At 53.1% G+C, this 18767-nt stretch carries 18 protein-coding genes; 6 read left to right on the top strand and 12 right to left on the bottom strand.

The genetic code is table 11. The features are described 5' to 3' along the window. Positions 1-183 precede the first annotated feature (183 nt). Positions 184-1665, bottom strand: coding sequence for a tRNA uracil 4-sulfurtransferase ThiI (thiI, locus tag BTJ40_RS20885; protein ID WP_108734897.1), 1482 nt, complete (start codon positions 1663-1665; stop codon positions 184-186). A 325-nt stretch (positions 1666-1990) separates the two neighbouring features. On the opposite strand from thiI, the gene glnA reads away from it, so the two are divergent. The 5 genes from glnA (at position 1991) to BTJ40_RS20860 (ending at position 7565) form a co-directional block, all read left to right on the top strand. Next, positions 1991-3397, top strand: a complete 1407-nt coding sequence (glnA, locus tag BTJ40_RS20880; protein ID WP_108734896.1) for a glutamate--ammonia ligase — start codon at positions 1991-1993, stop codon at positions 3395-3397. A 182-nt stretch (positions 3398-3579) separates the two neighbouring features. Next, positions 3580-4140 (top strand): DUF4124 domain-containing protein, encoded by a 561-nt coding sequence (locus BTJ40_RS20875; protein ID WP_238152086.1) that lies wholly within the window; start codon positions 3580-3582, stop codon positions 4138-4140. Between the two features lie 330 nt (positions 4141-4470). Continuing rightward, complete coding sequence (glnL, locus tag BTJ40_RS20870; protein ID WP_108734894.1) at positions 4471-5553, top strand: nitrogen regulation protein NR(II); 1083 nt, start codon at positions 4471-4473, stop codon at positions 5551-5553. A 3-nt stretch (positions 5554-5556) separates the two neighbouring features. Then, positions 5557-6963: a nitrogen regulation protein NR(I) gene (gene ntrC / locus BTJ40_RS20865; protein WP_108734893.1), complete on the top strand. Its 1407-nt coding sequence runs from the start codon at positions 5557-5559 to the stop codon at positions 6961-6963. A gap of 263 nt (positions 6964-7226) precedes the next feature. Further along, positions 7227-7565: a PAS domain-containing protein gene (locus tag BTJ40_RS20860; protein ID WP_108734892.1), complete on the top strand. Its 339-nt coding sequence runs from the start codon at positions 7227-7229 to the stop codon at positions 7563-7565. A gap of 57 nt (positions 7566-7622) precedes the next feature. Here BTJ40_RS20860 and BTJ40_RS20855 read toward each other — a convergent pair whose 3' ends face one another. Continuing rightward, a complete protein-coding gene (locus BTJ40_RS20855; RefSeq protein WP_108734891.1) occupies positions 7623-8144 on the bottom strand; it encodes a peroxiredoxin in 522 nt (173 codons plus the stop codon). Positions 8145-8298: 154 nt separating this feature from the next. Here BTJ40_RS20855 and BTJ40_RS20850 point away from each other — a divergent pair, with 154 nt between their 5' ends. Further along, a complete protein-coding gene (locus BTJ40_RS20850) occupies positions 8299-9096 on the top strand; it encodes a hypothetical protein (protein ID WP_108734890.1) in 798 nt (265 codons plus the stop codon). Between the two features lie 58 nt (positions 9097-9154). Here the strand turns inward: BTJ40_RS20850 and BTJ40_RS20845 are convergent, their stop codons facing one another. From BTJ40_RS20845 to BTJ40_RS20800, 10 genes are all read right to left on the bottom strand, one after another. Beyond that, entirely contained in the window at positions 9155-10234 is a 1080-nt protein-coding gene (locus BTJ40_RS20845; RefSeq protein ID WP_108734889.1) for an AI-2E family transporter, read from the bottom strand. Positions 10235-10315: 81 nt separating this feature from the next. Beyond that, positions 10316-11026, bottom strand: coding sequence for a D-Ala-D-Ala carboxypeptidase family metallohydrolase (locus BTJ40_RS20840; protein ID WP_238152085.1), 711 nt, complete (start codon positions 11024-11026; stop codon positions 10316-10318). Between the two features lie 16 nt (positions 11027-11042). Next, positions 11043-11723 carry a hypothetical protein gene (locus BTJ40_RS20835; RefSeq protein ID WP_108734888.1) on the bottom strand — a complete coding sequence of 227 codons (681 nt, stop codon included), beginning with the start codon at positions 11721-11723 and terminating at the stop codon, positions 11043-11045. Between the two features lie 187 nt (positions 11724-11910). After that, the gene (locus BTJ40_RS20830; protein WP_108734887.1) at positions 11911-13458 is read right to left on the bottom strand and encodes a phosphoenolpyruvate carboxykinase; all 1548 of its coding nucleotides are present in this window, start codon (positions 13456-13458) and stop codon (positions 11911-11913) included. 292 nt (positions 13459-13750) lie between these two features. Then, the gene (hslO, locus tag BTJ40_RS20825) at positions 13751-14629 is read right to left on the bottom strand and encodes an Hsp33 family molecular chaperone HslO (RefSeq protein ID WP_108734886.1); all 879 of its coding nucleotides are present in this window, start codon (positions 14627-14629) and stop codon (positions 13751-13753) included. 111 nt (positions 14630-14740) lie between these two features. Then, positions 14741-15181 carry a DUF4124 domain-containing protein gene (locus tag BTJ40_RS20820; RefSeq protein ID WP_108734885.1) on the bottom strand — a complete coding sequence of 147 codons (441 nt, stop codon included), beginning with the start codon at positions 15179-15181 and terminating at the stop codon, positions 14741-14743. A 25-nt stretch (positions 15182-15206) separates the two neighbouring features. Then, positions 15207-16700, bottom strand: coding sequence for a serine protease (locus tag BTJ40_RS20815; protein WP_108734884.1), 1494 nt, complete (start codon positions 16698-16700; stop codon positions 15207-15209). Positions 16701-16784: 84 nt separating this feature from the next. After that, positions 16785-17162, bottom strand: a complete 378-nt coding sequence (locus BTJ40_RS20810; RefSeq protein WP_108734883.1) for an RNA-binding S4 domain-containing protein — start codon at positions 17160-17162, stop codon at positions 16785-16787. Between the two features lie 15 nt (positions 17163-17177). Next, positions 17178-17861: a GMP/IMP nucleotidase gene (yrfG, locus tag BTJ40_RS20805; RefSeq protein WP_108734882.1), complete on the bottom strand. Its 684-nt coding sequence runs from the start codon at positions 17859-17861 to the stop codon at positions 17178-17180. Positions 17862-17939: 78 nt separating this feature from the next. After that, positions 17940-18605 (bottom strand): lysoplasmalogenase, encoded by a 666-nt coding sequence (locus tag BTJ40_RS20800; protein WP_108734881.1) that lies wholly within the window; start codon positions 18603-18605, stop codon positions 17940-17942. Between the last annotated feature and the right edge of the window lie 162 nt (positions 18606-18767).

Below are 18767 nucleotides of genomic sequence, written 5' to 3'. Positions count from 1 at the left end.
TAAATCTTGGTAAGTCGGGGCGGGGGCCTGCGGGGTTTCTACAGCAGCATTCCGGCCAAAGGCGGCGATTATAGGGGGGCCGCATGACAATTGGGAGTGATTTTGAGTAAAAAATCACCGCCCTGGGGCGCTGATCGCTTTAAAACCCGCGCGGGCGGTGGTTGCCCGCGCCTTGAGCAGAAGTTACTTCTTAATGGTTTCCGGTCTGTGGGGAATCAGCGGGCGCAGCACGCCCACATTGCGAAAACCTTCGTCCAGCAGGTGTGAGGCGTGCAGGCGGCTCATAACGCCTTTAGAGCAATACAGGAGGTACTCGCGCTCCTGGTCCAGGTGGGCGAAGCTGTTGTTGAGGCGGTAGAAAGGAATTGTCTGTACTTCGCAGCCCAGCTCCAGTGGGTCCAGCTCCTCCTCATCCGGGTGGCGGATATCGATCACCACGGCGTTGCCCGGCTCTTCGTAGATCTCCACATCCGGTGCTTCGCCATCGACTTCTTCGATCACCTGATCAATATTTTGCATCACCCGATTGCTGATAGCGCGATCGAGGACGGTGAAATCGAAGCGGTTTTCCTCGGACTCCACTTTTTCAATTTTGGCGCGGGTGGTGGGTTTAACCGAGATAACGCCGCAGTACTCCGGCATATTTGCGGCGAACTCTTCAGTGCCGATGGCCCGGGAGGTACGGATAATATCGGTCTTGTCGGTGGTGATCAGTGGGCGCAATACCAGGGTATTGGTAACACTGTCGATCACCGACAGATTTTTCAGGGTCTGGCTGGAAACCTGGGCGATGGCTTCACCGGTGACTACGGCGTCCACCTCCAGCTCCTTGGCGATCACATCGGCAGCGCGCAGCATCATGCGCTTCAAAATGACGCCCATATGGGAGTCATCGACCCGCTCGAGAATCTCCGCCACTACCTCGTCAAACGGCACGGTGATAAAGCGCACCCTATGGGAAGCGCCGTATTTGTTCCACAGGTAGTAGGCGACTTCTTTCACGCCCAGCTCGTGCTGGCGTCCGCCCAGGTTGAAGAACAGGAAGTGGGTGCGGATACCGCGCTTCATGGTCATGTAACTGGCCACGGTAGAGTCGAAGCCACCGGATACCAGCGACAAAACCGGGTCTTGCGTTCCCAGGGGGAAGCCGCCCAGGCCGGGATGCTGCTCTTCGATTACGTTGAGCTTGTCGTGGCGGATCTCCAGCTTGACGGTGATGTCGGGGTTTTTCAGTTTGACTCCGGATGCCTCGGTATTCTTGTTGAGGCCGCCGCCCACATACTGTTCCACATCCAGGGACTGGAAGTCGTGTTTACCGGTGCGTTTAACCCGTACACAGAAAGTCTTGTCTTTCAGGGCTGCTCCCCAAACCGACAGGGTTTTCTCGTACATGTCGTGCAGGTCACCCAGGGGGAACTGGCGCACGCGGGAGAAGTTGGCGATGCCGGGGGTGTGAGAGAGCACCTCTTCGATACGTCCACCCAGGTGGGACACAGCATCGGGCGCGATCACATCGATCTTTTCCCAATCCTTGCGCACCTGGATACGGTCGTCCAGCTGGCGCAGCAGGCGCTGCAGGTTGTCCTTGAGCTGGCGCGACATGCGCTTGCGCACAGGGTTGCTCTTGATGGTGATCTCTGGAAAAAACTTGACGACAAAGTGCATGGGAATCCGTGGGGTACCGCATGTTGATAGAAGGTGCGGCATTATAAACTAGCCGGAGGCAAGTTGGTTGTGCACTGTTTGCGGGCGAATCGAGAGTAAATATGTTCTATCTTGGTGCGTATTTATATGGCTGCTCGGCCACAATACATCTATCCTGGCTGCGTCAGCACTTTGCTGGGGCTCGCACCGGCGCCAACCGGGCCTCTGAGGCGATTGCCCTAATTTGGCACACTCCTTGCTTTATTTCACGCCAGGTAAAGAGTGAATGCCGGCAGCGACAGCAAGGCATAGCGACCAATTACTTTTCAAGACCTGGAGGACTGCAATGTCAGCGAAAACGCTCGGTTTGATTAATGAAAGTGAAGCGAAATGGATAGACCTGCGCTTCACCGATACCAAGGGTAAAGAACAACACGTTTCCATCCCTGCGTCGGAAGTTGACGGTGAGTTCTTTGAAGAAGGCAAAATGTTCGATGGTTCTTCCATCGCCGGTTGGAAGGGCATCAACGAATCCGACATGATCCTGATGCCGGATGACGAGACCGCTTTCCTCGACCCCTTCACCGATGAGAGCACCGTTATCATTCGCTGTAACATCGTCGACCCAATTACCGGTCAGGGTTACGAGCGCGATCCTCGCTCCATCGCTTTGCGCGCTGAGGAATACCTGAAGTCCACTGGTCTGGGTGACACCGCTCTGTTCGGTCCCGAGCCCGAGTTCTTCGTATTCGACGACATCACCTGGGGTGCCGAAATGGGCGGCGCCTTCTACAAAATCAACTCCGAAGAAGCGGCCTGGTCTTCCGGTCACAACTTTGCCGAAGGCAATATTGGTCACCGCCCCGGTGTTAAAGGCGGTTACTTCCCGGTTCCTCCGGTGGATTCCCTGCACGACGTTCGCGCCGCTATGTGTTCCGCGATGGAGCAGATGGGCCTGCGTGTAGAAGTGCATCACCACGAAGTGGGCACTGCCGGCCAATGTGAGATCGGCGTTGCCGCCAACACCCTGACCAAGAAAGCGGACGAAGTACAGATCCTCAAGTACGCTGTACACAACGTTGCCCACGCCTACGGCAAGACCGCGACCTTTATGCCCAAGCCGCTGGTTGGCGATAACGGTTCTGGCATGCACGTTCACCAGTCCTTTAGCAAGGATGGCGTAAACCAGTTTGCCGGTGACGCCTACGCTGGTCTGTCCGAAGCTGCTCTGTACTACATCGGCGGTATCGTTAAGCACGCTCGCGCCCTGAACGCGCTGTGTAACGCTTCCACCAACTCTTATAAGCGTCTGGTACCTGGCTTCGAAGCGCCGGTAATCCTGGCTTACTCTGCGCGTAACCGCTCTGCGTCTATCCGTATTCCTTTCGTGCCCTCCCCGAAAGGCAAGCGCATTGAGACTCGCTTCCCGGACCCGACCGCCAACCCGTACCTGTCTTTCGCCGCGCTGCTGATGGCGGGTCTCGACGGTATCAAGAACAAGATCCACCCTGGCGATGCTGCGGACAAGGATCTGTACGATCTGCCGCCGGAAGAGCTGGCTGAGTACCCGACTGTCGCTTCCAGCCTGGAAGGCGCCCTGGATGCTCTGGACCAGGATCGCGAATTCCTGACAGCCGGTGGTGTATTCACTAACGATGCTATCGATGCCTACATCGAGCTGAAGCGTGAAGAAGTAGAGCGTCTGAACATGACCACTCACCCGGTCGAGTTCGATATGTACTACTCCGTGTAATGGCGACCGGCATCACGATGATGCCGTCGAGCCGTTCTCGAAAAGTCCGCACTACTCTGGTGCGGGCTTTTTTATTGCGGGTACACTGTCAGCCGGGACTCTAGGGCTCTGTGGTTTGCAGCTGCAATAAACGGCGCCAAAAGTATGAAAATCCCTATACCTGAAATGGGGGGAGTTGCAGGGTGGCTAATAGAATGTTGGGAATTCGAGAACTACTGAAAGCTGTTTTATTAGTTTTGCCACTAGTGGCTTTTGTGGCTTTCGCAGAGAGTGGAGCCATATACAAAATAGTGGGTCCCGATGGTCAGGTAACCTTTAGTGATACACCACCACCAAACGGCAGCTCGGAAGAGGTTGAGTTGGCACCGATCAACATCCAGCCGATCGCCTTGCCCCGGCAGCTACCCTCAAAAAAATTGTCGCCGAATACGGAAGATAGAAGTTCCGAGGCTGTTTCGATACAGATCGTAAGCCCAATAAATGAGGCTACTATCCCTCCTGGGCAAACCCTGATTGCGCTTGAGGTACAAGTAACTCCAGCCTACCCAGAGGGCTCAAGCTTTTATGCGATTATCGATGGGCAACGCTGGCAGGGGAGTGCTTACGGTAATGCCCTGGATATTTCGGCTCTTGAGCGTGGAACGCATACCCTACAGGCCGTCTTGGTGGGCGCAAACGGGCAGGTTATGGCTCAATCCAAAGTGGTTACCATTTACGTGAAGCGCCCCATAGCTAGGGGTTGAAATACTGGGGGGCGAAAGCCCCCTCAATCTAACTGCCCTCTCACTTCCTCCCATCTCCCAATCCAGTCTGTTTATTTTTTGACCTGCGCACCGTTCTGGTGCATTCTGCCTGTAGTTGGCGACACCTCATTTTTTAAGCTGAGTAACTCGCTATGCCACTAGAGCTCACTGCGCACCGATTGTGTCCGGTTGAAGTTGTTTCCGCCTGCAAATGCCAGCATATGCGCCATTTTGGTTTGCTTTTTGCACTGACTAGATACAGCGCTAGTTTGCTGGGGGTGACCAAAGGGAGTTTGGTCAGAGCCTCGGAATGAATCGGAAATTTTGTGAATGCTGAATGATCGCCAGTTGCGCCAATTACTCGATAGCCTGACTTCCGCAGTGTTGGTGTTGGATGAAAACTTATCGCTTTGCTATTTGAACAATGCTGCTGAGGACTTGTTGGCCGCCTCCAGTACTCGAGTCAAAGGCTCGATGTTGGAGGAGGTGGTGCGAGAATCTCCCGCTGCCTATGAGGCTATGCGGGAAGCGCTGCGAAAAAATGAAAAGTACACAGTACGCCGTGCCAGTTGGCGGCTGAATAATCTTGAAACCCGGACTGTGGATTACTCAGTCAGCCCGGTCCCCGAGTTTTCCGTGTTGCTTGTGGAAGTGCAGCCGATGGATCGCCTGTTGCGAATTGCCAGGGAGGATGCGCTGCTTAACGCCCAGGAAACCACACGCAACCTGGTTCGCGGTATGGCCCATGAGGTCAAGAACCCCCTCGGCGGTATACGAGGTGCCGCACAACTGCTACAGCGAGAGTTGCCCGACCCGGCACTGGATGAATATACCCAGATAATCATTGAAGAAGTGGATCGACTGCGCAACCTCGTCGATCGTTTACTGGGCCCACGCCAGCCGGTAGTACTGCAACCGGTTAATGTGCATGAGGTTCTGGAGCGCGTTGCCCAGTTATTGGATGCGGAGTGCATCGGTGAATTACAAATCCGCAGGGACTACGATCCATCGATTCCCGATGTCCCCGCAGATAGCGAACAATTGATCCAGGCGTTGCTCAATATTGCCCGCAACGCCATGCAGGCCATCGATGAAAGTATTGGTCTCAGCAGTGGGGAGATGGTATTGCGCACTCGAATACAGCGCCAATTCACCATCGGCCGCCGCAATTGCCCATTAGTCTGTCGTATAGAAATCGAGGATAACGGCCCAGGCATACCGGAGGAGATTCGCGAGCGGATATTTTTCCCGATGATCTCCGGCCGCGCCGAGGGCTCTGGCCTCGGCCTTTCCATCTCACAGAACATAATCAATCAACACAAGGGGCTGATTAAGTGTGACAGCCAACCCGGCCGCAGTATCTTCCAGATTTACCTGCCCCTTACTACCGAATTAGCAAATACAGGAGCCTAGAGAATGAGTAATCGCGTTTGGATTATTGACGACGACAGATCAATCCGCTGGGTGCTGGAGAGAGCGCTATCGCGTGAGGGGATTGATACCCATTGCTATGAGAGCGGTGACCGCGCCCTGGATGATTTCTACAGTGATTCACCGGATGTGGTGATTAGCGATATTCGTATGCCGGGTTCCGATGGATTTAAATTGTTGCAGCGCTTCCAGGCCGAGCGGCCGAGCCTGCCAATAATTATTATGACTGCGCACTCGGACCTGGATAGCGCCGTAGCCGCTTACCAGGGAGGTGCCTTTGAATACCTGCCCAAGCCATTTGATATCGATGAAGCGGTTGCGGTAACCCGGCGCGCTTTGATGCATGCCAGTGAACAGAGTGCTGAAGAGCGGGTTGAACCGGAAAACGGCCAGGGTAATAAAGAAATTATTGGTGAGGCGCCAGCGATGCAGGAGGTCTTTCGCGCGATTGGCCGCCTGTCACATTCCAATATCACCGTATTAATCAATGGTGAATCCGGCACCGGTAAGGAATTGGTGGCGCAGGCACTGCACAATCACAGTCCGCGCAGAGATAAACCATTTATTGCCTTGAATATGGCGGCCATTCCCAAGGACCTGATGGAGTCCGAATTATTCGGCCATGAAAAAGGGGCTTTCACTGGTGCCAGCTCTCAGCGAGCCGGACGCTTTGAGCAGGCCAATGGCGGCACCCTGTTTTTGGATGAAATTGGCGATATGCCCGCAGATACGCAGACGCGGTTATTGCGAGTATTGGCTGATGGCGAATTTTACCGGGTCGGTGGCCACACTCCGGTAAAGGTGGACGTGCGCATTATTGCCGCGACTCACCAGGACCTGGAAGAGCTCGTATGCCAGCATAAATTCCGCGAGGACCTGTTCCATCGTCTGAATGTTATTCGCATCCATATTCCTAGACTGGCGGATCGCCGGGAGGATATTCCGCGATTGGTGAGGCACTTCTTTAATGCTGCGGCAAAAGATCTGGGGGTGGAGCCAAAGATCCTAACCAAGGAAACTGAGGAGTATCTTTCCGGGCTGGATTGGCCCGGTAATGTACGACAACTGGAAAATACCTGTCGCTGGATTACCGTAATGGCTTCCGGACGCGAGGTGCATATTGAAGATTTACCACAGGAGTTGCACCAGCAGGGCGCGACGACAGAAACACCGGCAGACTGGCAAAAAGCTCTACGTCTGTGGGCCGACCAGGCCCTCTCCTCGGGGCAGCGCGAGATTTTAAATGAAGCTGTTCCCGCATTTGAAAAAGCGCTGATAGAAATTGCTCTCAAGCATACGGCTGGACGTAAGCGTGATGCCGCTGACTTGCTGGGGTGGGGGAGAAATACCCTGACGCGGAAGTTAAAAGAATTGGAAATTGGCGGAGAGTAAATAACAGTGAGGTCTTCCCAAACAGGATGGGAAGGCCTACTTAAAATATACTCACTTCTCACTGTCAGGCAGCTCTTAATTTATTTATTTTTGTTCCTGATTGAGTCTTTTACTAGCAGTAATCTATTAACATCTATTTAGATAGGTATTTTTGATTCCAGCAGGTAAACTTGAAAATACAGTTATCTATAAAATCCTGAATGATATTCTCATTGCCTGCTAAAATTAGAGTTAATTTCTGGTATTTAGATGGTTGAGGCGATATGACTGCAGATGAACTGCGAGTAGTTACCGAGGTTCCATTTTTATTTTGGGTAAAAGATCAAACAGGCGTTTATCTATGGGGTAACCGCAAAATATGTCAATTAGCTGGTGATGATGTCACCGGTAAGACAGACCGGGAGCTTCCCTGGTCAAATAATGCTGATGCATTAAAAGCTGCGGATGATCGGGTTTTTTCTTCTGGGAAACCCGAATACCTGCAAGAGTATGTCGATAAATCCAGCTGTGGAGAGGCTACGTTGAGTGTCTGCAAATGGTTGGATGAATTTGAGGGGCGGGATTGCTGTTTTGGAATATCTTTTATCGTTGATTCCCAATAGCCCAATAGAGTATTGGGCTTTTTCATCGTATAGTTAGTCACTCCAGACTATTTGTTATCAGGTTGATCCCTTTTTAACACCCAATTCATCCAGAGTTTGCGCAATATCTTCCGCGCTGGTGGCCGGCTTAATATCCTTGTCAATTTTTAGAACTCGACCATCCTTGCCGATATAAATCGTGACACGGCGGGCGATATTCATTACTGGAATAAGTACATCGTAAGCTTTAGCCACTTCACCGTTGGGGTCGCTGAGTAATGGGAAGTCCGCTTCGCTCTCCTCTGCAAATCGTGTGTTATCGTCAAGATCATCTGTACTGGCCATAAAGTAAGTCACTTCATAGGCTTTGATCTTGTCACCGTTTTGGGCGAGGGATTTACACTCTATGGTGCAGCCACGAGTGAATGCTTTGGGAAACCAGGCGATCACAACCGCGCTTTTGCCTTTGAGGTCTGCCAATGTGTGGGTTTGGCCATCAGACCCTTGAAGAGTGAAATTTGGCGCCATTTCACCAACTTCCAGAGCGAGGGTGGGAAGGCTGATAAACGCCGAGATTAAGAAGGTCAGCAGATATTTCATGAATGTTTCCCTTTTAGTTTACTGGTACGCCTATGCTACTGCCCTGAGGCCTGGCTGGCCAATACATCTACTGTAACTGCTATGCTTTATGCGCCATTGAAAGAAAATTTTGCGTCAATGAACCGCTTAGAATTATCACTCCCCAAGGGCTCAAATGCGCTTTGACAGCCTTTTCTATACTCTGCCACTTCCACTGATCTATACCCTTTCGGTTGCCGTGGTGCTGTGCGCTCTGGTTGTGGGGATTTATCTGGGACAGTGGCGGTTATCGAATACCAGTTTCAGTGAGGACTCTTCACTGGGCAGCGCGGTTGCGGCCACTTTGGGGTTGGTTGCTTTCGTTTTGGCCTTTACCTTTAATATGACGGCCGACCGGTTTAATGAACGCAAGGCATTGCTGTTGCAAGAGGTCAATATTATTCAGGCCGCTTATTTAAATGCGAGCTTTCTACAACCGGAAGCGCGAAACAAAGCGCGAGGCTTAATAGCTGAATACGCAGCCCTCAGGGATATTGACCCAACTATTGCCGTCACCCCTGAGGATGTAGCCCGCAGTGAAAAAATCCACAGAGCACTTTGGGACTTGATTGAAGGACATATTGCACGGGACTACAACGCTGATTATTTGCGTCAGTTTTCCGAGCAGGTCAATGGGATGGTAGACCTGCATCGCGCCAGAGTTGTGGTTGGGTTGCAATACCGTATACCGGGTCCACTCTGGCTTTCCCTGTACTTTATGACCATTTTGGCGATGTTGGCTATTGGATACCAGTTGGGTGTAAGTCGCGGAGGGTCGGCACAGGTGGTTGTGGCCCTGGCCCTGACCTTTTCGACGGTGATTTTATTGGTAGCTGATTTGGATCGCGCCAATGAGGGGGCACTGCTAGTAGATCAGTCGCCGATGACTGATCTCAACCTGAAGCTTAGGAAGCTTCAGGAGCTAGCCCGTTAAACAGTTATATCGGCAGATATTGCACAAGTATTTAACGGGCCGGAGCGAATTATACTGCTCAAAGATCTTCGGGTTTTTGCGGCATTAATACATCCTCAGGGTGGACAAACTCCCGCATAAAAATTTCCCAGAAGGCGAGGAATAGTGCGGCGAGTAATGGGCCTATAGCAAAGCCACTGATTCCGAACATAAACAGGCCGCCGACAGTGGAGAAAAGCACTAAATAGTCGGGGAGCTTTGTATCTCGGCCGACCAGAATCGGGCGCAACAGGTTATCTACCAGGCTGATCACGGTGAAACCGTAGGCGAGTAAAATCGTTGCCTTCATAGGTTCGCCAATAGCATAGAGGTAGATAGCAGCGGGGAACCAGATTAATGCAGCACCGACTGCGGGCAGCAATGACAGTAAGGTCATTAAAACGCCCCAAAGGACTGGTGCAGGTAACCCCAGTATCCAAAAAATAATTCCGCCCAAGCCGCCCTGGGTAATGGCAACCACCAGGTTTCCTTTGATAGTTGCGCGGGTGACTTCAGCAAACTTGGCCAGCAAAAGATGCTCGCGCTCATCTCCCAAAGGCAGGGCATGGATAATCAGGTTTACCAGCCTTTCACCATCGCGAATCAGGAAGAAGGTGAGGTAGAGCATTAAGCCCAACATGACGAAAAAGTTAAGGGTATTTTGCCCCACCTCGATCGCATTTTTGGCTACAAAGCTACCGGCATTCATTACACCTCCCAGCAGACGTTGTTTGGCCTCCTCGATATCCACACCGATACTTTCGAGTGTGCTGTTGACTCTGGGGAAGGCGCTGCGAATCTGCTCGAGGGATTTGGAAACATCAATTTGTCCCTCTTGAATCCGGTGATACAGGGTTACAGCTTCATTAATAAAGGAAGTGGCCACTACCAATACGGGTATCACCAATAAAACGATACACATAAAGAGGGTTAGCAAAGCCATTAAATTGGGGGAATTGGGAAAGCGCTGCATCAACATGCGGTATACCGGATAGAAAATCAATGCGGTGGCACAAGCCCAAAAAATAGGGGTAAAGAAGGGTTTTATTAAGAATAAAAAAGCTACGCTGACCAATAACAAGGTCAATATAAACGAGCGCCTTTCCAGTTTTTCCTGCACTGCGACTTCCTCTGCTTCTCTGGCTGCCCAGTGGTAGAGGGCGCCTAATTTTTGCTCTATCTAAGCAGAAGCCGTGGGGTTTTACCAGCGCCTGTATCCGCAGGTATCCACGTGAAATCGAATGCCCCGATAGATTCCCAGGCCCATTTGCCATTCACGACCGTTGCGCTTGTGGATATCCTTGAGCACGGGCACTAATTGTTCCCGGGAAAATTTCTTTTTTGGGACAATATCCAGTCCGCAGAAGTGCAGATGCTTGCTCCCCTTGGAGCCTCCGGCTTTGCGATTGTAATCCACCGTGCGCCAGCCGGAGACAACGGTAACCGGGCCGATACGAGGCACTACTTCTCGCTCGATGACTCGCAGTGTATTGACGATGCCCCACCAGAGTTCTTTGGGAGGAATAGCGAAAGCCGGTTCGTCCAAATCCTGCCAGTCGCTGCCCTGGCGTAACAGTTCATAGGGTTGAACAACTTGGTCGACTCGGTTGGAGCGTAAGAATTTTTTTAGCTGGGTGAAGCGCGCGTGATTATTGCCCTTAGTAAGAAACCGGCTGAATGCCCTTTCTGAGGCTGCCGGGTAGCCCTGGATATCGTATACCTCTGGGATCATCAGCAGGGGCAGGATGTCGATGGGGGATTTCACCCGATCATCAATCTCCCGCACACGATCGTAGGTAAAAATAAATAGTCCGGCAAGGATCGCTAGAACGATTGCTCCAATGATAAGGATTCGCCTGCGCAAATTGCGCTGGTTGATCTCTGCAAACTCTTTGTCACTTTGCATAACCATCGGATGGCTCCCTCAGTTACCAGGTGCGATAACCACAGGTATCGATATGAAACAGGACGTCGTCGATCAGGCCTATCCCTACATTACTATCAGGGCCGAGTCGCGCGTGCAGGGTGCTCAGCTCTTCAGCGAGTTCTTTGTGGCCGATATTGGAGTTTGGGATCAGGTCCAGCCCACAAAAGTCACGGTGACGAGGCTGATCCTCACCCTCAAGTTTTCGTTTATAGGCATCTGTGCGATAAGCGGAAACCACGGTGACCGGGCCGATCAGCGGAACTATCTTGTCTCGCACCAAATTGAGTGTTTTTACAATATTTGACCACTGATCTCTGGGCGGTATTGCGAACGGCGGTTCCCCCAGGTCGAGCCAGTCATCTCCCTGTCGCAGAAGATCGCGGATGGGAAAAACCTCGGCGACACCTCGGTCATGTAGCAATTGATTGAGTGCTTGCACCCTGGACCGGTTGTTGCCCTCTCGCAGGAATTTATCGAAGGTCTTTTCGTTGGCGAGCCGGTAACCCCGATGTTCAACATAAGACTTCTCTTGCGACGAGAGGAATAGATACAGCCAGAGAGTGAATAAAATGGCGCTGAGTATTAAGGTGAGGGCACTGACGACTACCCGATTGACCCTTTGCCCGGGCGGCTTGTGTGGGAACAGAGTTTCGAAGCGAGTAAACGAGTTACCTGCGGACATAGTGCTCGCGATTGCTGCTGAGAGAGTTGTTCTACCGACGCTAAAATCGTCGGCGCCTGTTTACTCACTATAGCCGCAAAAATCGACGGGCCACGGGTTTGGAAGCAGCCACAAAAAAGCCGCTGGTCCCGGAGGAAACAGCGGCTTTTGGGTCACGGGCAGCACTTTGTGCCCGGCAACCTTTTATTTAGGCTTTAGGGCCTGCATTTTTAACGTCTTGGCTCACATTGAACTTTTCAATGTTTTCTGCGAACAGCTTAGCCAGCTTGCCTGCCTGATCGTCGTAAGCAGCCTTGTCAGCCCAGGCTTCACGTGGATTCAGGTAGGACTTGTCCACACCGGGCACTTCCATGGGGATATCCAGGTTCAGGGCATCCAGGTGCTCAGTGGCAACGCCTTCCAGGGCGCCGCTCTGGATAGCGGCAACCACAGCGCGGGTTACCGGAATCGGGAAGCGCTTGCCTTTATCGCCAGAGCCGCCGGTCCAACCGGTGTTTACCAGGTAGACCTTGGAGCCGAACTCTTCGATGCGCTTCATCAGCAGGTCTGCGTATTCGCGCGGTGCACGGGGCATAAACGGAGCGCCGAAGCAGGTGGAGAAAGTCGGGTGGATACCGGCTTCTGCGCCCAGCTCGGTAGAGCCAACGCGGGCAGTGTAACCTGACAGGAAGTGGTATGCCGCGGCCTCTTTGGAGAGAATAGATACCGGGGGCAGTACGCCTGATACATCACAGGTCAGGAAGATAACGTTCTTCGGCTCACCGGCGCGGTTTTCCAGCTGACGCATTTCAACGTGCTCCAGCGGGTAGGAGCAGCGGCCGTTTTCAGTCAGGCTGGTGTCGCAGTAGTCAGCAGTACCGTGATCGTTGGTTACTACGTTTTCAACGATGGCACCGAAGCGGATGGCATCCCAGATTACCGGCTCATTCTTTTGGCTCAGGTCGATGGTTTTCGCATAGCAGCCACCTTCCATATTGAATACCGCGCCCTTGGTCCAGCCGTGCTCATCGTCACCGATCAGGTAGCGCTCGGGATCTGCGGACAGGGTGGTCTTGCCGGTACCGGACAGACCGAAGAACAGGCAGGTATCGCCATCTTCGCCGACGTTAGCTGCACAGTGCATGGGCATTACGTCTTTTTCTGGCAGCAGGAAGTTCTGTACGGAGAACATTGCCTTCTTCATCTCACCGGCGTAGCGCATACCGGCCAGCAGTACTTTGCGCTGGCCGAAGTTGATAATTACACAGCCTTCGGAGTTGGTTCCATCGCGCTCGGGCTCACAGACAAAGTGAGGAGCGTGCAGGATTTGCCACTCTTCCTTGGACTTGGGGTTGTACTTTTCGGCGCGAATAAACATGTTGCGACCGAACAGGTTGTGCCACGCGGTTTGGGTGGTCACTACAACTGGCAGGTAGTGGTCCTCGTCCTGGCCCACATGCAGGTGCTGGACGAAAGTATCGCTACCGGCAACGAAAGCCTCTACACGATCCCACAGGGCGTCAAATTTATCCTGCGGGAAAGGGCGGTTGACGTTGCCCCAGGCGATGCTGTCGGCAGTGGAGGGCTCTTCTACAACAAAGCGGTCAGCCGGGGAGCGACCGGTGCGCGCGCCGGTTTCAGCCACCAGAGCGCCTGTATCTGACAGCTTGCCCTCGCCGCGTGTCAGAGCCTGCTCTACCAATTGTGCCGGTGATAGGTTCTTGAAGACCATCGCGGAGTCGTCGATCTGTGCCATTCGTGGAATACCCGTGAAAGTTGGACAGTAAAAATAATGGGGCCGCCCAAGGTATAAGCAGCCGTAGAAAATTTTGGGGGCGCATTATTGCAAAATTCAAAATATGCGGATACCAACTCTGGCTGTTTTGTAGTCAATGACAGCGCTGTCATGGAAAATAATATCGACTAAAATTCTTTAAACTTATGGTTATATTAAACACTATTTGCTTTGTGAATTTTAGGTGGAAGGCAGAAGTATCAGTTAACAGGGCTGCGCAAAGGGTAAAGACGGTCGCGCAGCCCTGAATACGTCAGTGAAGAGTGTGGGGAGGAGCGTTGAGGAGGGACTCTATCTGGTCCCGGTCAAAGCGGTATTGGGTATTACAGAATTGGCAGTCTGCGATAATTTCGCCCCGCTGCTCTTCCAGCAGTCGGTAAACATCTTCAGCACCCAGGGAAACCAGCGCGCGGGCACTGCGCTCTCTTGAACAGCTGCACTTGAAGCGAATGGCGTCGGTACCCAGGGTTGCAGGCTCCAGCTGGTGGAACAGGCGGTGAATCAGCTCAGGGTGGGGGACGGTAAACAGTTCTTCGGCGGTCACTGTCTCTGCTAAATGAATCGCTGTTTCCCAGGCGTCCCGATTTTCCTCTTCCGTGGCGGCATTGTTGCCCGGCAGTATCTGCAACATAAGGCCGGCGACGGTGCTGTCGCTGCTTTTCAGCCAAACGCGGGTTGCCAACTGTTCTGATTGCTTAAAATAGTCTTCCAGGCAGCCGGCCAGATTATCCTGCTCCATGGGAACCACGCCTTGATAGCGCTCACCGCGCTTTGGCTCTAGGGTAATGGCCAGGGCGCCGCGGGGGCCGATCATATCGCGCAGGGTGGCATTTTCGTCGATCTGTGCACCCTCAGCTACCCGGGCTATGCCGCGCAGGTCGCTGTGGTGGGTGCATTCCGCCATAATCATTGGTACATCGCCTTCGCCGCGGGCCTGGAGGCTAAGGACACCTTCGAACTTCAGTGTGGTTGAAAGCAGGCAGGCTGCGGTGAGGAACTCCCCCAGCAGGCGGGCCACCGGCGCAGGCAATGGATTGTGCTTAAGTACATCGCGGTAGGAGTCAGTAAGTGTCACCACCTGTCCGCGAATATCGTGTTTGGAGAAAATAAAGCGTTCCAGCTGATCGGACATAGGTCGGGGGCTCTCGGTATTAAAACCGCAGGATTTTAGAGGCGGATATGCCTAAATGGTAGCTGTCGCTGATCAATGGGGAATAGTTGCGCTTATGGGGTCCGGTTAATTTTAACCGCAATAGAGATTAACCTGGCGCTGATAGTCTTCTGCCATCTGTTCGCGCTCCCGCTCTGTGCGGCGCACTTCTTTGCCGTTGTCATCTAAAAATATTACCCGACCCCGCAATATCTCGAGGTTTTTACGGGCTTTGCTACAGGCTTTATCTAATTGTTGCTGTCGCTCTTGTGCCTCGCGATTTAAGCGATCCTGATATTGCTGCTCGACATTTCGAGGCTGAGCGGATTGATTGCGACTGCGTGCCGTGGTGGCATTGGCTGAGTTGATAGGTGTCAGCTTGCTAGAGATATCCTTGGCCTCAGCATGGACTGGGGGGCGGTCACCAAAGTGCACTCGGCCATCTTCATCGATCCAGCGATACAGCTCTCCGGCACTAATGTTGGCAGCCAATAACAGGCTGCCGAAAATGCTGGTTATGTACAGTGACTTCACGGCTGTCCCTTGCCTCTATCAGTTTTTATTCTTCTTTGTTGGCCAGCTGGCTAAACAGCCCCTGGGAGTGGCGCTGGGGGATATGGTAGGTCTGCAGGATCAGGGGTTGCTGTTCCTGGGCCTCTGCTGCATCCAAGACCATCCGATAGCCGGAGCGGTCGCGCAAGTCCACAAAGTCCTGCTTATTGCTCTCCATTAATTGGGCAAATTCGTCGAAGTCCTTGATGCTGTGGCCATTCACAGAGTCGATAATCCAGTTCTTCCAGTCGTGGTAACCGAGGTTCACATTGGCGGGTAATACTTTCAAGGCGACAACCAGTTCACGGCGTTCCTCATCGCTCCACTGGTTTCGGGCATAGAGGTAATCGATGGGGGCCTTGGAGTGCCAGTTTTTGCCCCAGCGCTTGATCAGGTTCATATTCAGGGGCACAAAGACAACACCGCCGTAGATATAGTAGCGGGGCTGGCGGTCAAATTGCTCTCCTAGCACCATAGCGCGTGAGGGAGGTGTTGCGGCCAGCGTGACCTCAGCGGTCTGCTCTTCACCATCGCGGGAGAAGCGCACCGGTAAACGTTCACCGACATGGTGGCGGTCCACAGCGTAGTGGTAGTTAGTGCGCTGGTTTTCTCTCCACTCCACCGTGCGGTCAGCAGCTACTTTAAAGCCATCGACTTCGAGCAGGACATCGCCGGGTTTAAACACTTCAGCTGCGGGGGAATTGTCGAACACTTTAACGACCATGGCGCCATCCTGGTCTTCCTCGAGACCGGCCGCCTTTTTCATCGATGGGCTTTCAAGGCTCTGGGTTACCAGCCCCAGTTCGGGGAACCCTTGGTGCACATTGTCCTTGGCATCTTCGAGGACATGAGCGATCACGCTGGGCGGTACAAAGTAGCCAAGATTCTCAGCGCTCTGATTGGTTTGCATGGCCACGCCGACTATGCGGCCATTGGAGATAACCGGGCCACCGCTGTTGCCCGGGTTGATTGCCGCATCTATCTGGCCCGCCATCAGGTAGCTCTCGGCATGGGCATAGTACTGGTGTTCCACGCGGGAGAGCACACCGCGGGTAATGGACAGGGATTTACCGCCAATGGGATAGCCGTAGACGGTGACCTCTTCCTGCAGGTCCGGCAATTCGCCCAGGGTCAGGGGACGGGTATCGTTGAAGAAGCTTTCGTCATCGACGGTCAGCAGGGCAAGGTCGGCATCGTGAGAGACAAATTTCACCCGAGCGCGGAATTTTTTTGCGTCGCCGTGGCGTTGGACCTGAATAAAGCTGCCGTTGGCTACAACGTGCGCATTGGTCAGAATCTGCTGGTTGCGGATAACGGCACCGGAGCCGGACAGCTGCTTGGGATTGAGCAGGGCCCAGGGATTGAAGTAATCCGGGGCGGCGGCAGTGGTGTAAATCTTGATGATTGAGCGCTTGAGCTGCTCGTGTTCACGGCTGTCTGCTAAGGCGGTTTGAGTACCGAGCAAAATCAGCAGGGAGATGGCGATCAGTCGTTTCATCATGGCTGTTTCTATCGGGTTAAGTGGGGGCAGTTTAGCAGCTAAAGTGGGAAATGGCGGAAATTTCACCACTTTTGTCTGGCGAATCTACTCTTGATCCCGCAGGAAGCGGTGTATCTGGCGGCGTTGCTTTTTATTGGGGCGCTCTGGTTGTACCCCGATATTCGCTGCCTGGCGCTCGGCTTTTTCCTTTTCACGGCGGGCGATACTGCCCTCCGTCTCGCGATACAGGGTGCGGGCGATTTCGGCGCCGCGGCGCTGATCTGACAGTGCGGTCACTTCAACTTCCAGCAGATCCCAGCCCTGGCGAATACTTAGTTTTGCACCGGTAGAAACCTCTTTGCTGGCTTTGACTCTCTGACCATCCGCATGAACCTTGCCCCCTTCAATCGCCTGCTTGGCAATACTGCGAGTCTTAAAGAAGCGCGCGGCCCAGAGCCACTTGTCGATACGTACTTTTTCCATATTTTCCTTGTGAATTCAGGCGGGCCCGGTGCCGGATCTGCCGCAGTCAAATGCCATAATCTCATCAAAATGATGGATCGCCGGGAAGTTGGTAATTTCCCGCTTGGGCCCCCGGCTATCCGGTTGGCGGATACACAGCAGGTGGGCGATACCGTAGTCCTGGGCAGCGCCCAGCACGCACTGGTTATCGTCGACAAACAGGGTTTTTTCCGGGTCAAATTCCAGGTTTTCCCGCAGAGAGTCCCAGAAATCTGCGCTCTCTTTGGCATGTCCATAATCGTGGGAAGAAATGATGCCGTCAAACCAGCGGTCGATACCGGTAATCTCCAGCTTGTGTTCCAGCCCATGACGGTGGGCATTGGTGACTAAGTAAGTGGGTTTTTGCAATTGTTGCAGGCCGTTAAGAAACGCCTCGGTATGGGGGCGCAGGGCGATTCGGCTCTCAATTTCACGCAGTATGCCTAGGATATCCAGTTCCAGCTTTTCCGCCCAGAAGTCGAGGCAGTACCATTCCAATGTACCGCGGAGGGCATTGATCTCGATCTCGAGCTTCTGCTGGGCTTCCTTAGGGTCAAAGCCGTGGACCTCGGCGTAGCGCTTGGGCAGGTGCGTGAGCCAAAAGTGATTGTCGTAATGCAAATCCAGCAGGGTGCCGTCCATGTCCAGCAATACGGTGTCGATACTTCGCCAGTCGAGCATGGGAGCTGTCTACCTCTTTGAGATGGGGCGGGAAGACAAGTTTAGTTGGCTTGCCAGTGCCTTCCCGGATCGTTTGCATTATGCCTGGGCGCGGCGGATGCCGTACAGGATACACAGTTGTGCACTGTAGTAGGTGAGCATGATGGCGGCATCGGCTAGTGGCAGTGAGGTAATGAACTTGTTAATAGCAATCAATGTATCTGAAGCCATAAAGATGACCGCACCGGCAAATAGCAGAGTGGAGTCACCCTTGTGCATGGCGGCTGCGACCGCCATGGCGAGGATAGCCAGCAGGTAAGCCATTACCGCCGGGGCTAAATCCCCAGCAGCAGGGAGGATAATTTGCGCCAAAAGCAGCGCGGCAATCACCACAGGTAGTGTGCGAATAAAGTTGCGCCGATTGGGGGGCTCCGCAAAACGCAGGAAGCCCAATGCGTAGATTAGCTGGGCAATAAGAAAAGCACCCAGTCCAAACACAAAGTGCTGGGAGAATTGCATTTCGAGGAGTACATCGCCGATGGCGGAGAAACAGAGGGCTAGAAAAGTGAAAAGCAGGGTTATGCCCCGCAGCTCTAGTCTGGCAATCATCATTAGAGACAGTATCGGCAGCGCTTTTAGCGCGGGCATCCACAAGTTATCCAGCTTCCAGGTATCCAGAAAGATGAATAAAGTGGCACTGGCCAGGAACAGCGGTACCAGGTAATTACGAAAGTTGTGCTTGGGTACGGAATTTTCTACGGACATAGGTACTTACCTTATTTTTATTTTGTATACCTCCTCATCAATTTAACGGTTTTCCTCCGCATCATCGATAGCTTGTGCTCTCTAATTCCAATTGGGTTTTCTCCCGTGCCGGTCGCGGGACATTTCTGGGGTAATATGGAGCATCGAACATACATGCCCGGC

The sequence above is a fragment of the Microbulbifer sp. A4B17 genome (genome assembly GCF_003076275.1).
Classification (GTDB): Bacteria; Pseudomonadota; Gammaproteobacteria; order Pseudomonadales; family Cellvibrionaceae; genus Microbulbifer.
The sequence above is the reverse complement of the archived record's forward strand: the minus strand, read 5'-3'. Positions and strand labels throughout refer to the sequence as shown.